Source organism: Lachnospiraceae bacterium JLR.KK002 (genome assembly GCA_036941025.1).
GTDB lineage: Bacteria > Bacillota > Clostridia > Lachnospirales > Lachnospiraceae > Petralouisia.
In genome coordinates this window covers 1,943,633-1,956,347 of sequence record JAYMNP010000001.1, presented here as the reverse complement: position 1 = coordinate 1,956,347, position 12,715 = coordinate 1,943,633, and the positions used below count along the sequence as shown (strand labels likewise).

The following is a 12,715-nucleotide window of genomic DNA, read 5'->3' as shown; positions in this document are numbered from 1 at the left end:
GTCAGAGATAAATCTGGAAAAGCGAAAGGTGTAGATGATATGGAGAAGCTGAAGATACTGGTGGTAGATGACGAGAGCAGGATGCGGAAACTGGTGCGGGATTTTCTGGTAAAACAGGACTTTGAAGTGGTGGAAGCAGAGGACGGAGAGGACGCCCTGAATAAATTTTATGCACAGAAGGATATTTCGCTGATTATCCTGGATGTTATGATGCCCAAAATTAATGGCTGGGAAGTGTGCAGAGAGATACGGGAGAACTCCAAAGTACCCATTATCATGCTGACGGCAAAAGGAGAAGAAAGCGATGAACTGATGGGATTCGATATCGGAGCAGATGAATATATTTCCAAGCCTTTCAGCCCCAAAATTCTGGTGGCCAGAGTGGAGGCAATCCTGCGGCGTACCGGGAAAAAGGAAGAGGGAACGCTGGATATCGGCGGAATTACCATAGATAAGCCAGGCCATCAGGTTATGGTGGATGGAAAAGTCATGGAGCTGAGTTATAAGGAATTTGAACTGCTCAGCTATTTTGTGGAAAACAGGGGGATTGCCCTTTCCAGAGAAAAGATTCTGAATCATGTGTGGAATTATGATTATTTCGGCGACGCCAGAACCATAGATACCCATGTAAAGAAACTGCGCAGCAAGCTGGGCAGCCGGGGAGATTACATTAAAACTATCTGGGGTATGGGCTATAAATTCGAGGTAGAAGAATGAAGCATTCCATAACAGGCAAGATAACAGCTATCATGATAAGTATTGTGGCGGGGACTGTGCTGCTGTGCTGGTTTGCCAATAATTCCCTTCTGGAAACCTACTATGTGGAGCACAAGCAGAAAAAGCTGCTGGATACGTTTGAAATGACGAACAGAGCCATCCGGGAAGAAAGGGAGAATGAAGAAAGTTTTCAGATTGAACTGGAAAAGCAGTGCGCCAACAGCAATATTACCATGATGATTATCAGTTCGGACCGTACCATCATGCATTCCAATGTGGGAGATGATGAGGAACTGTTGCTGCAGTTTATGGAGCTTATTTTCCATGTGGACAGGCACAAAGCAAAGATTCTGGAAAATACGGAACAGTATATGGTGGAAAAAACCAAGGACAGCAGACTGAATACGGATTATCTGGTACTGTGGGGCAACCTTCAGAACGGGAACCTGATTCTGATGCGTACAGCGGTGGAAAGTATTAAGGAAAGTGTGGAAATTGCCAATCGTTTTCTGGCTTATGTGGGAATTACGGCAGTGATTGTCTGCGCTGTAATTATTTATGTGGTTACACGGAGAATTACCAATCCCATTCTGCAGCTTACGGATATATCCCGCAGGATGACAAACCTGGACTTTGACGCCAAGTTCCGAAGCCGGGGGCAGAATGAGGTCGATTTGCTGGGAGAACATATGAACCAGTTGTCGGAGACGCTGGAGCAGACTATTTCCGAGCTGAAAAGCGCCAATAACGAACTGAAAACAGATATTGAGAAGCGAATGGAAATAGATGAGATGCGCAAAGATTTTATTTCCAATGTTTCCCATGAATTCAAAACCCCCATTGCGCTGATTCAGGGCTATGCGGAAGGACTGCAGGAGTGTATCAATGACGATGCAGACAGCCGTGAGTTTTACTGTGAAGTGATTATGGATGAAGCAGATAAGATGAATCAGCTTGTGAAAAATCTGCTGACGCTGAATCAGCTGGAATCCGGCAGCGAGCAGGTGGTATTTGAGCGGTTTGATTTGATGGAAGTGGTGGAAGGCGTAGTCCATGCTACTGCCATTTTGCGGGAACAGGACGGAATTACTCTGAACCTTCATGGCGTTGGCCCCCTGTATGTGTGGGCGGATGAATTTAAAACGGAACAGGTACTGACCAATTACATCAGTAACGCAATTCATTATGCATCGGGAGAAAAGCGGATTGAGGTGTCTGTGGTGCCCGGCGCGGAAGTGGTGCGGGTGGAAGTTTTCAATACCGGAAAACATATACCGGAAGAAGAGCTGGAGCATATCTGGGATAAATTTTATAAAGTGGATAAGGCCAGAACCAGAGAATACGGCGGAAACGGAATCGGCCTGTCTATTGTAAAAGCCATTATGGACTCCTTTCACCGGGAATGCGGTGTGAATAACGTGGACCAGGGCGTACAGTTCTGGTTTGAACTGGACAGTCGAAGCCAGTAGTTGTGGTAAGGAGGGGCCCACGAAGTGGGAGGATACCTTATCACCTGCGGTAAGGGGGCCCACGAAGTGGAAATAAAAATACTGGTTGCTCTGCGGCATAAATAATGGTAGAATATAAGATAAAAGAACAGGAATATGTGACAGTACGGAAAGGAAGACAGACTTATGAAGAAATTCATAAAAAAGGGAATGCCGCTGATGCTTGCAGCACTGTTTCTGACCGGGTGTGGAGATGAGCTGGCAGTAATGACAGAAAGCGAAGAATTTATTGTCGTTAATTATTCTGCCGGCACCCTTGCAAAACACAACAGCTATCAGCAGGAAGGACTGACCATGGTTTATCCCAAAGAGGATGAGGACGTTTTTTCTGAGGAAGAAGAAAAAGAAACGGAAGAAACGAAAGAGCCGGAAGCAGAGACGGAAGGCGGGGGAGAAAGCCAGGGAGAGCAGGCAGGAGGAGAGGAAGCATCCGCAGCAGTCAGCTTTACAGAGGCACTGGCGGTTCCGGGAGTAGAATTTTCCTATAAAGATTATTCTGTCAGCAACAGCTATCAGCAGGGCGGATATTTTTCGCTGGATGCGGCAGAGGGAAATACATTCGTAATTCTGAATGTGAATATGACGAATACGGGAACGGAAGCATCTGCCTGTAATTTGCTGGATTTGCAGCCGGTTTTTGCATTGAGCATAAATGGAGAAGCTGGCGTTAAGAATGAGATTACCATGCTGGAAAACGACCTTTCCACCTATATGGGCACACTGGAAGCAGGACAGACAACGGCAGGTATCCTGTTATTTGAAGTTCCGGCAGCTTCGGCAGAGAGTATCGCTGACCTTGGACTAAGCGTACAGATGAATGGTACGATAAGCGAGATTAATATGAAATAAATTGAAAAATGTTCTATATTTTTCAGAAAATATATGCTATAATGTAAACAGATATTATGTTGCCACCAAATGGGCGTCAGAGAACCTTTTGTCTGTCCGGAGCGGACGGGGCCTTCGGGTGCCGCAGGACGGCAGGTATACCCAGGCATACTTGAAATTTACGGAAATATCCCGGAGAGGAGAGAGTTACTATTATGGATACAAATATTCTTTTGGAGAATGGCACAAATGAGCTGGAGGTACTGGAATTTACATTAGCTGGAAATCATTACGGTATTAATGTGGCGAAAATTCGGGAGATTTTAACTTATCAGCCGGTTACTCCGATTCCTAATGCACATCCAAGTGTGGAAGGTATATTTATGCCGAGAGATACCATGATTACAGTTATTAATCTGCGTAATTGTCTGGGGCTTCCAGATATTGACAGGAACGGATTATTTATTATTACCAATTTTAACAAGCTGAATATTGCTTTTCATGTGGATGAGGTGTGCGGAATACACAGACTTTCCTGGGCAGATATTATCAAGCCGGATTCTACCATTAACGTGGAAGAAAGCGGTGTATCCACAGGTGTGATTAAACTGGAAGACCGTCTGGTTGTTATTCTTGACTTTGAGAAGATTGTAACAGATATCAGTCCGGAGACCGGTTTACAGGTATCTGACATTGATGCACTGGAAGAACGGAACAGAAGCGATTCCCCGATTATGGTGGCAGAGGATTCGCCGCTGCTGTCCAAACTGATTACAGACTGTCTGAAGAAATCCGGTTATACCAAACTGATTGTCAACAGCAATGGTCAGGAACTGTGGGATCGGCTGAGTGAGTTCCGCAAATCCGGTGACCTGGATGATAAGGTACATATGGTAATTACCGATATTGAGATGCCTCTGATGGACGGACACCGTCTGACGAAGCTGATTAAGGAAGATGATGAATTAAAGCACATTCCGGTTGTTATTTTCTCATCTCTGGTAAATGAAGAAATGCGGCGTAAGGGCGAGATGCTGGGAGCGGACGCTCAGTTGACCAAACCGGAGATTGGCAAACTGGTAAGCGCGATTGATGACCTTCTGGATAAGAGAAAAGAAGCGCTGGCTCAGAAGGCGAACGGATAACAGAATTACAGAGGGTGCTGCGGAATGAATGGTTTTGCAGAACCCTCTTTTTGTTGTGTTCTTTTTACTTGTAACAGAAAACAGGCCATGGTAGAATAGACAAAGATATTAGGATAAGGAGGATATCAGGAATGAACATATTATCATTGGAAACAGAATTAAAGAATAATTCATATCCGGGAAGGGGAATTGTAATCGGCAGGTCCAAAGATGGCAGGTATGCGGTCGCTGCTTATTTCATAATGGGAAGAAGTGAGAACAGCAGAAACCGCATTTTCGTAGAAGAAGGGGAAGGAATTCGCACCCAGGCTTTCGATTCGTCGAAATTAAGCGACCCCAGCCTGATTATTTATGTACCGGTAAGAGTGCTGGGCAATAAGACCATTGTAACGAACGGTGACCAGACAGATACCATTTATGAACTGATGGACAAACAGCAGACCTTTGAGCAGGCATTGCGTACCAGGGAATTTGAGCCGGATGCCCCCAATTATACCCCGCGTATTTCCGGCATCATGCATGTGGAGAAGGGAAGTTATAACTATGCCATGTCAATTCTGAAAAGTAATCATGGCAGTCCCGATTCCTGTAACCGCTATACCTTTGCTTATGAAAATCCTGCAAAAGGAGAAGGACATTTTATACATACCTATCAGGGGGACGGCAACCCTCTGCCCAGCTTTGAAGGAGAACCCAAACTGGTGAAGATAGAAGGCAGTCCGGATGAGTTTGCAGAGAGAATATGGGTTAGTCTGAATGAGGAGAACAAAGTCTCTCTGTTTGTGCGCTACATTGATTTGGAAACAGGAACTTATGAGTCCAGAATTATTAATAAGAACAGATAAGTCTATTTATGGAGGATATTATGCAGGAATTAGAACTGAAATACGGATGTAACCCCAATCAGAAACCGTCCAGAATTTATATGGAAAAAGGCGAGCTTCCCATTAAGGTATTAAATGGAAAGCCGGGCTATATTAATTTTCTGGATGCCTTTAACGGATGGCAGCTTGTAAAAGAACTGAAGGAAGCAACGGGACTTCCGGCAGCCGCATCTTTTAAACATGTTTCTCCGGCGGGAGCGGCAGCAGGGCTTCCTCTCACAGAGGTAGAGAAGAAAATTTACTGGGTGGACGATATGGAGATGGAATTCACCCCTCTTGCAAATGCCTATGCCAGGGCCAGAGGTGCAGACCGTATGTCTTCCTTTGGTGATTTTATTTCTCTGTCCGATGTGTGCGATGAGGCTACTGCGAAAATTATTAAGCGTGAGGTTTCCGATGGAGTAATTGCCCCAGGATATGAGCCGGAGGCACTGGAAATTTTGAAAGCCAAGAAAAAGGGAAATTACAATGTAATTGAGATTGATGCGGATTATGTGCCTGATCCGGTGGAACATAAGGAAGTCTTTGGCATTACCTTTGAACAGGGAAGAAATGAACTGAAAATTGACAGTGACTTTTTCAGCAATGTGGTGACCGAGAATCAGGAAATTCCGGAATCAGCTAAAATAGATCTGGCTATTGCAATGATTACTCTGAAATATACCCAGTCTAATTCCGTATGTTATGCAAAGGGCGGACAGGCGATTGGGATTGGGGCCGGTCAGCAATCCAGAATCCACTGTACCAGACTGGCCGGACAGAAGGCGGATAACTGGTTCCTGCGCCAGGCTCCGAAAGTGCTGGAACTGCAGTTTGCAGACGGCATAGGCCGGGCGGACAGAGATAACGCCATAGATTTGTACATTGGGGAAGATTACATGGACGTTCTGGCAGAGGGCGCCTGGGAAAAGATTTTCAAAGTGAAGCCGGAAGTATTCACCCAGGAGGAAAAGCGCCGGTGGCTGGATGAGATGACGGATGTATCACTTGGCTCGGATGCCTTTTTCCCCTTTGGCGATAATATTGAGCGGGCTCACAGGAGCGGTGTGGTTTATGTGGCAGAGCCAGGGGGCTCTATCCGTGATGACCATGTGATTGCGACCTGTAATAAATACCATATGGCCATGTGCTTCACCGGAATCCGCCTGTTCCATCATTAAACAGTAATCACGGGCTGCCGGTAATCGTTTTTCAGGCTGTTGTCTCCTCTGGAGGCAAGTCCGATACGATACAGTTCCGAAGATTTTAAATCATATGCCAGAAGGCGGCGGGCGGAGACCGGGAGCGTCTGCTCCATCCGGGCAGGACTGGTAACCAGAGGAAGGAAACTGCTGTTTTCTATGGCGGCGAGCAGGGGAGCGGCGTTTTTGCGAAAGCCAAGTACCCGCAGAAAGGAAGGTTCCGGGAATGACCGGTAATCTTCCTGATAAATTTCCAGCAGTATATGCAGAAACAGGCGGCTCAGGCGGCTGAATGTGATATTTTTTGTTTTCATGATTTCACAGAAACTGCTCCAGGAGCGAAATTCGCTGATTTCCTTCTTTATCCGGCGGACAAGGTTCGGAGAAGCATCTGCATAGCGGGCCAGATGTTCCTCAGATTCTGTGAGCAGTTTGTAGTGAAGAAGCATGGAGAAATCATCTTCCCATAAAAAGGGGTGGGGATACTGTCTCAATACTTCCAGTGCAGGTTCCGGTATGGAGCCTGGCGGCAGTTTTTCCAAAAAGCTGCCGCCAGGAGAAGAAGATGGGGCGTCGTTTTTGAAACAGGCACGGATGGCGGAAGCAGAGCAGAAACCTCCCCTCAGAGACGTGTCGTGGTAGCCGGCGCCCCGGCGCAGAACGGGACAGGGAAGGATTGGAGAATGATAATATTCCAGGGCTCTCAGGTATTCAACTGCCAGAATGTTGTTTGGGGAAGAAAGAATCTGTTCCGCATTTTCAGGAAGATAATAATTTTGAGTATCAAAATAATGCTTTATAGCAGCAGTCCGGGCAGCAGGGAAGGAAAGGCCCTTTTTTAATTCCAGCTGCAGGGCCAGCCGAAATGCTTCCGGCTGGCAGTTCAGGCCGGAGGCAGCTTTTTGCAGAAAGCCTGTCTGTTCCGTTTCTGTTCCGAAGCCCAGATGAGTAACCACACCGGTGCTGTTCAGAAGAGAGACGCCGCCCCTGGCGAAGTATTCAGCGCTGGAGGCGGCATAGAGAACCGGAAGTTCCAGAACCAGGTCTGCACCGCAGTTTAAAGCCATTTGGGCCCGGCTGAATTTATCAGTTATTGCGGGGACGCCCCGCTGTACGAAATTTCCGCTCATGGCGATAATGATATAATCTGCCTGCAGCTTTTTTTTCAAAGTCTGAATCTGCCAGGCATGTCCCTGATGAAAAGGATTGTATTCTGCAATAATTCCCGGAATAATCATAAGTGTTCCCCCTGTTTTTCTGTCTGTATAGATTATATGCTTTTCAGGGGGAATTATCAATGTTTTCGGAAAATCTCCTTGTATACCGGATTGGATTGGTTTATAATGAAAAAAGACAGTGAAGCAATATGCAGAAGTCAGGAAACAGAACAGGAAATGAAATATAGTCAGAAAGAAGAGGGAAAATTATGAATGTACTGGTAATTAACTGCGGCAGTTCTTCTCTGAAATATCAGGTTATCAATTCTGATACGGAAGAAGTGCTGGCAAAAGGTCTGTGTGAGAGAATTGGTCTGGACGGAAGACTGGTATACCAGAAGGCAGGCGGGGAAAAAGAAATCACAGATGCGGATATGCCTACCCACAAACAGGCAATCCAGATGGTGCTGGAAGCACTGGTTAATCCCGGAACAGGGGCCTTAAAGAGCCTTGGAGAAATCGGGGCAGTGGGCCACCGGATGGTGCATGGCGGAGAGAAATTTGCATGTTCCACAATTTTAAATGAAGAAGTGCTGAACGTGGTGGAAGAATGCAACGATCTGGCGCCCCTTCACAATCCGGCAAATTTAATCGGAGTCCGTGCATGTCGGGACCTGATGCCGGGTGTACCTATGGTTGGAGTATTTGATACCGCATTTCATCAGACCATGCCGGAAAAAGCATATCTCTATGGGATTGATTACGATTATTACGAAAAATACGGTGTGCGGAAGTATGGATTCCATGGAACCTCCCACAGCTATGTTTCCAAAAGAGCAGCGGAGATTCTCGGCAGACCATATGGGGAACTGAAAACCATTGTCTGTCATCTTGGAAACGGTGCTTCCATCTGTGCGGTAAAAAATGGTAAATCAGTGGATACTTCCATGGGGCTGACCCCGCTGGAAGGTCTGATTATGGGTACCCGTTCCGGTGATATCGACCCAGGGGCCATGGAATATCTGGCCAAGAAAGAGAAGATTGATCTGGAAGGCGTTATGACCGTTTTGAATAAAAAATCCGGCGTACAGGGACTTTCCCATATTTCCAGTGATTTCCGGGATTTGGAGGCAGCGGCTGCAAAAAATGACCGGGGAGGAATCCGGGCACTGGAGACCTATATTTACCGGGTGGCTAAATACGTAGGCTCTTACGTGGCAGCCATGAACGGGGTAGATGTTATCTGCTTTACTGCCGGAGTGGGAGAAAACGGACCGGACACCAGAAAAGGCGTCTGTGATTACCTGGGATATCTTGGCGTTAAACTGGACGACGAGGCAAATCAGATACGTGGAGAAGAAAAGGTTATTTCCGCTCCGGATTCTAAAGTAACCGTGCTCTGCCTGCCCACCAATGAGGAACTGGCCATTGCACGTGAAACGGTGGCACTGGTGAAATAGAGAACTGCTGCGGTGACAGTTCAGTCTGTAACAGTTCAGTCTGCGCCCCTCAGACTGCAGACCGCCTGCCGGATGAAAATAATGATTGACAAACCAGGATTTGGCAGTTATAATATACTACGATTGTTGCGCAGTCCATGGTATGGTAATCTATGCGCACTTCGGCGCGTATAATGGCAACATTATACCGGGTGTGGATGAGGAGACTGCCATGAAAGTAGAATTAACGGACGTTATTTCCTGTGAGAACAGGGAAATGTCAGAACAGGTGGAAATTGAATTACGATCCTTTGATTCAAAACTGGGACAATTTCCCATTGTACGAAAAGCACCTTTTGTAATGAAGTTTACCAATGAGGAAAACAGAAGAATGTTGATTCAGGGAGAAACGGAAATTACAGTTGCGATTCCCTGCGACCGATGTCTGGAGCAGGTAGAGAGAAGGTTTTCTCTGGTCATAGAGAAGGAACTGGATCTTACCGAAGACAGTCCGGGAACTGGCATGGATGAGTCCGACTATATGACAGGAACAAGTCTGGATGTGGATCAACTTATTTTTGGAGAAATTTTGGTGAGCTGGCCAATGAAGGTTCTGTGCAGGGAAGATTGCAGAGGCATCTGTAAACGGTGCGGAGTTAATCTGAACCTGAGAGAATGTCAGTGCCAGAAAACAGAACCGGATCCAAGAATGGCAGCAATCCAGGATATTTTTAACAAATTTAAGGAGGTGTGACCATGTCTATATGTCCAAAAAATAAATCTTCCAAAGGAAGAAGAGACAGAAGAAGAGCAAACTGGAAAATGACTGCTCCGACTTTAGTAAAATGCAGCAAGTGCGGTGAATTAATGATGCCTCACAGAGTTTGCAAGAGCTGTGGAAGTTATAATAAGAAAGAGATTATTCCTCAGGACTGATATTCAGCAGGGCCTTTCCGGATGGAAAGGCTCTTTTTGTCTTATAGGAAGTTTTCTGATTTTATGAAAAGGAGGAATTTGAAATGAAATTATTTAATCTGGACAGCGGTATCATGAGGTCTTTATCCAAATTTACGGACTGTCTCTGCCTGAGCCTGCTGTTTTTGGTAAGCTGTATCCCTGTAATTACCATAGGAACTGCGTCCACAGCCATGTACTATACGACGCATAAGGTGCTGCGCCACGACCGGGGATATCTGTTCCGGGATTATATCAGCGCTTTTAAGGATAATTTCAAAAAGACCACCATTGTATGGATTCTTGCCCTGATTATCGGAGGCGTGCTGTGGGTGGATTTGTATATCATGAATTTTTACGCAAAAGAAGGAAGCCCTCTGGGGCCTCTGGCAGTATTTTTCGTAGTGGGAATGGCCATCTGGTTTGCATGGGTTTCTTATCTCTTCCCCTATATGGCCCGTTTTGAAAATTCCGTAAAGCAGTCCATGAAAAATGCCATTCTGATGGTGATTGTACATTTGCCCATGACGGTTCTGATGCTGATTCTGGCTGTGGTGACAGGGCTGGTTTTCTATATGGTGCCGATACTGATTTTTCTGCTTCCCGCAGTTTATACCTGGATTCAGAGCTATATTCTGGAGCGGATTTTCCGGAAATATATGAGCGAGGAAGACCGAATGGCAGAAGATGAAAAATATAAAGAAGATTTATATTGATTTCTCCTAATACTTATAGTATATTCTTAAATAGGCATTCGGCAGACAGGAAAAATATAGCAAAGATTCTGCCTGCAGACCGTAAGGAGGAAATTTCATGCAGGAAATGATAAAGGTAGCAGTAGACGCCATGGGCGGGGATCACGCGCCCGCGGAAATCGTCAGAGGGGCGGTAAATGCTGTTGCAATGCGGAAAAATATCAAAATATATCTGACAGGCCAGCAGGATGTGATAAAGCAGGAACTTGCCAGGTATTCTTATTCCGGCTCACAGATTGAAGTGATTCATGCCGAAGAGGTAATTGAGACCGCAGAACCTCCGGTGATGGCCATTCGGAAGAAGAAACAGTCTTCCATCGTAGTGGGAATGAATATGGTAAAGGAAAAGAAAGCGGACGCATTTATTTCGGCAGGCAGTTCCGGCGCCGTTCTGGTGGGCGGACAGGTAATTGTCGGAAGAATCAAAGGCGTGGAGCGTCCTCCTCTGGCTCCGCTGATTCCCACGGAACAGGGTGTATCATTGCTGATTGACTGCGGTGCAAATGTGGATGCCAGAGCTTCACATCTGGTTCAGTTTGCGAAGATGGGTTCCATTTATATGGAAAATGTGCTGGGAGTGAACAGGCCCAGGGTAGCCATTGTCAATATCGGTGCGGAAGAAGAAAAGGGAAATGCACTGGTGAAAGAAACCTTTCCGCTGCTGAAAAACTGTCCGGATATCAATTTTGTGGGAAGCATTGAGGCAAGGGATATTCCTCACGGGGAAGCGGATGTCATCGTCTGCGAGGCATTTGTGGGAAACGTTATTCTGAAACTGTATGAAGGCGTAAGCAATGCGCTGACAGGCGTGATTAAAAAGGGAATGATGGAGAATTTCCGAAGCAAAATCGGTGCCCTTCTGGTGAAACCTTCCCTGAAAAAGACATTGAAGGCTTTTGACGCCACGGAGTACGGCGGCGCGCCCCTGCTGGGACTGAACGGGCTGGTAGTCAAGACTCACGGAAGTTCCAAAGCCAAAGAAATAACCAATGCCATTATTCAGTGCGTGACTTTTAAGGAACAGGAAATCAATGAGAAAATCAGGAAGAATATTGGAACATCTCCTATGGAGGAGTAGAAAGGAAGTATCATGGAGTTTGAAAAATTAAAAAAAATCATTGCGGAAGTATTAAACGTTGACGTGGAAGAAATCACAATGGACACTACCTTTGTAGACGACCTGGGAGCGGATTCCCTGGATATTTTCCAGATTATTATGGGACTGGAAGAAGAATTTGACATTGAGATTGCCAATGAAGAAGCAGAAAAAATAGTAACGGTTGGAGATGCAGTAGAGCAGATTAAAAATGCCACAAACTGACAGAAAATCGTATCGTGAGTATAAAGAGACAACCACTTTCACATGTTGCGCGAAAGTGGTTGTATTTGAATCAAAGGGCTTTATGCGAGAACAGAAGTAAGGAAGAAAGGCATAATTATGAAATTACTACGGGAATTTGAAGAAAAAATCGGGTATCATTTTGAAAATGAAAAGCTGCTCCTCCAGGCCCTGACCCACAGCTCCTATGCCAATGAGCGCCATCTGGGCAGACTTGCAGACAATGAGCGCCTGGAATTTCTGGGAGATGCGGTACTGGAAATTACAGCCAGTGAATTTCTGTTCCACCGATACCCCGGACATCCGGAAGGGGAACTGACCAGGCTGCGGGCCAGTATGGTCTGTGAACCGGCTCTGGCATTCTGTACCAGAGAGCTGAAACTTGGCAGATATCTGCTGCTGGGAAAGGGAGAGGACCAGACGGGAGGAAGGGAGCGCAAATCCATTCTGTCCGATGCACTGGAAGCAGTGATTGGAGCCATCTATCTGGATGGTGGTTTTGCTAACGCGAAAGAGTTTATACACCGGTTTGTACTGAACGACATAGAGCATAAACAGCTCTTTTTCGATAGCAAAACTATCCTGCAGGAACTGGTACAGGGAAATCACGAGGGGGAACTGAGTTATTTCCTGCTGAAAGAGGAAGGGCCGGACCACAATAAGAAATTCGTTGTGGAGGCCCGGATTGGAAATGTGTCCTATGGGACAGGCTGCGGAAGAACCAAAAAAAGCGCGGAACAGGAAGCGGCCTATCACACCCTGCTGCAGTTAAAAGAGCAGGAAAAGAAACCACAATAACCAAAGCAGC

Annotated in this window: 14 protein-coding genes; 13 read left to right on the top strand and 1 reads right to left on the bottom strand. The window is 46.1% G+C overall.

Going from position 1 to position 12,715, the window contains the following annotated elements; genetic code table 11:
• The first annotated feature begins 39 nt into the window (after positions 1 to 39).
• The 6 genes from VSQ32_09380 to VSQ32_09355 all read left to right on the top strand — a co-directional run bounded on the left by VSQ32_09380 (position 40) and on the right by VSQ32_09355 (position 6,242).
• Complete coding sequence (locus tag VSQ32_09380; GenBank protein ID MEH2943069.1) at positions 40 to 717, top strand: response regulator transcription factor; 678 nt, start codon at positions 40 to 42, stop codon at positions 715 to 717.
• Complete coding sequence (locus tag VSQ32_09375; protein MEH2943068.1) at positions 714 to 2,186, top strand: HAMP domain-containing sensor histidine kinase; 1,473 nt, start codon at positions 714 to 716, stop codon at positions 2,184 to 2,186. The genes VSQ32_09380 and VSQ32_09375 overlap by 4 nt, the downstream gene beginning before the upstream one ends.
• A 165-nt stretch (positions 2,187 to 2,351) precedes the next feature.
• Positions 2,352 to 3,074, top strand: coding sequence for a DUF4352 domain-containing protein (locus VSQ32_09370; protein MEH2943067.1), 723 nt, complete (start codon positions 2,352 to 2,354; stop codon positions 3,072 to 3,074).
• 194 nt (positions 3,075 to 3,268) lie between these two features.
• Positions 3,269 to 4,198: a chemotaxis protein gene (locus tag VSQ32_09365; protein MEH2943066.1), complete on the top strand. Its 930-nt coding sequence runs from the start codon at positions 3,269 to 3,271 to the stop codon at positions 4,196 to 4,198.
• 131 nt (positions 4,199 to 4,329) lie between these two features.
• Positions 4,330 to 5,043 carry an IMP cyclohydrolase gene (locus tag VSQ32_09360; protein ID MEH2943065.1) on the top strand — a complete coding sequence of 238 codons (714 nt, stop codon included), beginning with the start codon at positions 4,330 to 4,332 and terminating at the stop codon, positions 5,041 to 5,043.
• 20 nt (positions 5,044 to 5,063) lie between these two features.
• Positions 5,064 to 6,242 (top strand): phosphoribosylaminoimidazolecarboxamide formyltransferase, encoded by a 1,179-nt coding sequence (locus tag VSQ32_09355; protein ID MEH2943064.1) that lies wholly within the window; start codon positions 5,064 to 5,066, stop codon positions 6,240 to 6,242.
• Here the strand turns inward: VSQ32_09355 and VSQ32_09350 are convergent.
• Complete coding sequence (locus VSQ32_09350; protein ID MEH2943063.1) at positions 6,239 to 7,501, bottom strand: nucleotidyltransferase family protein; 1,263 nt, start codon at positions 7,499 to 7,501, stop codon at positions 6,239 to 6,241. The two genes, VSQ32_09355 and VSQ32_09350, sit on opposite strands and share 4 nt — an antisense overlap.
• A 188-nt stretch (positions 7,502 to 7,689) precedes the next feature.
• Here VSQ32_09350 and VSQ32_09345 point away from each other — a divergent pair, with 188 nt between their 5' ends.
• The 7 genes from VSQ32_09345 to rnc all read left to right on the top strand — a co-directional run bounded on the left by VSQ32_09345 (position 7,690) and on the right by rnc (position 12,705).
• Positions 7,690 to 8,880 (top strand): acetate kinase, encoded by a 1,191-nt coding sequence (locus tag VSQ32_09345; protein MEH2943062.1) that lies wholly within the window; start codon positions 7,690 to 7,692, stop codon positions 8,878 to 8,880.
• Between the two features lie 211 nt (positions 8,881 to 9,091).
• The gene (locus VSQ32_09340) at positions 9,092 to 9,613 is read left to right on the top strand and encodes a DUF177 domain-containing protein (protein ID MEH2943061.1); all 522 of its coding nucleotides are present in this window, start codon (positions 9,092 to 9,094) and stop codon (positions 9,611 to 9,613) included.
• A gap of 2 nt (positions 9,614 to 9,615) precedes the next feature.
• Positions 9,616 to 9,795, top strand: a complete 180-nt coding sequence (rpmF, locus tag VSQ32_09335) for a 50S ribosomal protein L32 (protein MEH2943060.1) — start codon at positions 9,616 to 9,618, stop codon at positions 9,793 to 9,795.
• 83 nt (positions 9,796 to 9,878) lie between these two features.
• On the top strand, positions 9,879 to 10,529 hold the full coding sequence (locus VSQ32_09330; GenBank protein MEH2943059.1) for a YesL family protein: 651 nt from the start codon (positions 9,879 to 9,881) through the stop codon (positions 10,527 to 10,529).
• A 97-nt stretch (positions 10,530 to 10,626) separates the two neighbouring features.
• Positions 10,627 to 11,646 (top strand): phosphate acyltransferase PlsX, encoded by a 1,020-nt coding sequence (gene plsX, locus VSQ32_09325; protein ID MEH2943058.1) that lies wholly within the window; start codon positions 10,627 to 10,629, stop codon positions 11,644 to 11,646.
• A 12-nt stretch (positions 11,647 to 11,658) separates the two neighbouring features.
• Positions 11,659 to 11,889 carry an acyl carrier protein gene (gene acpP, locus VSQ32_09320; protein ID MEH2943057.1) on the top strand — a complete coding sequence of 77 codons (231 nt, stop codon included), beginning with the start codon at positions 11,659 to 11,661 and terminating at the stop codon, positions 11,887 to 11,889.
• Between the two features lie 114 nt (positions 11,890 to 12,003).
• A complete protein-coding gene (rnc, locus tag VSQ32_09315) occupies positions 12,004 to 12,705 on the top strand; it encodes a ribonuclease III (GenBank protein MEH2943056.1) in 702 nt (233 codons plus the stop codon).
• Positions 12,706 to 12,715 lie beyond the last annotated feature (10 nt).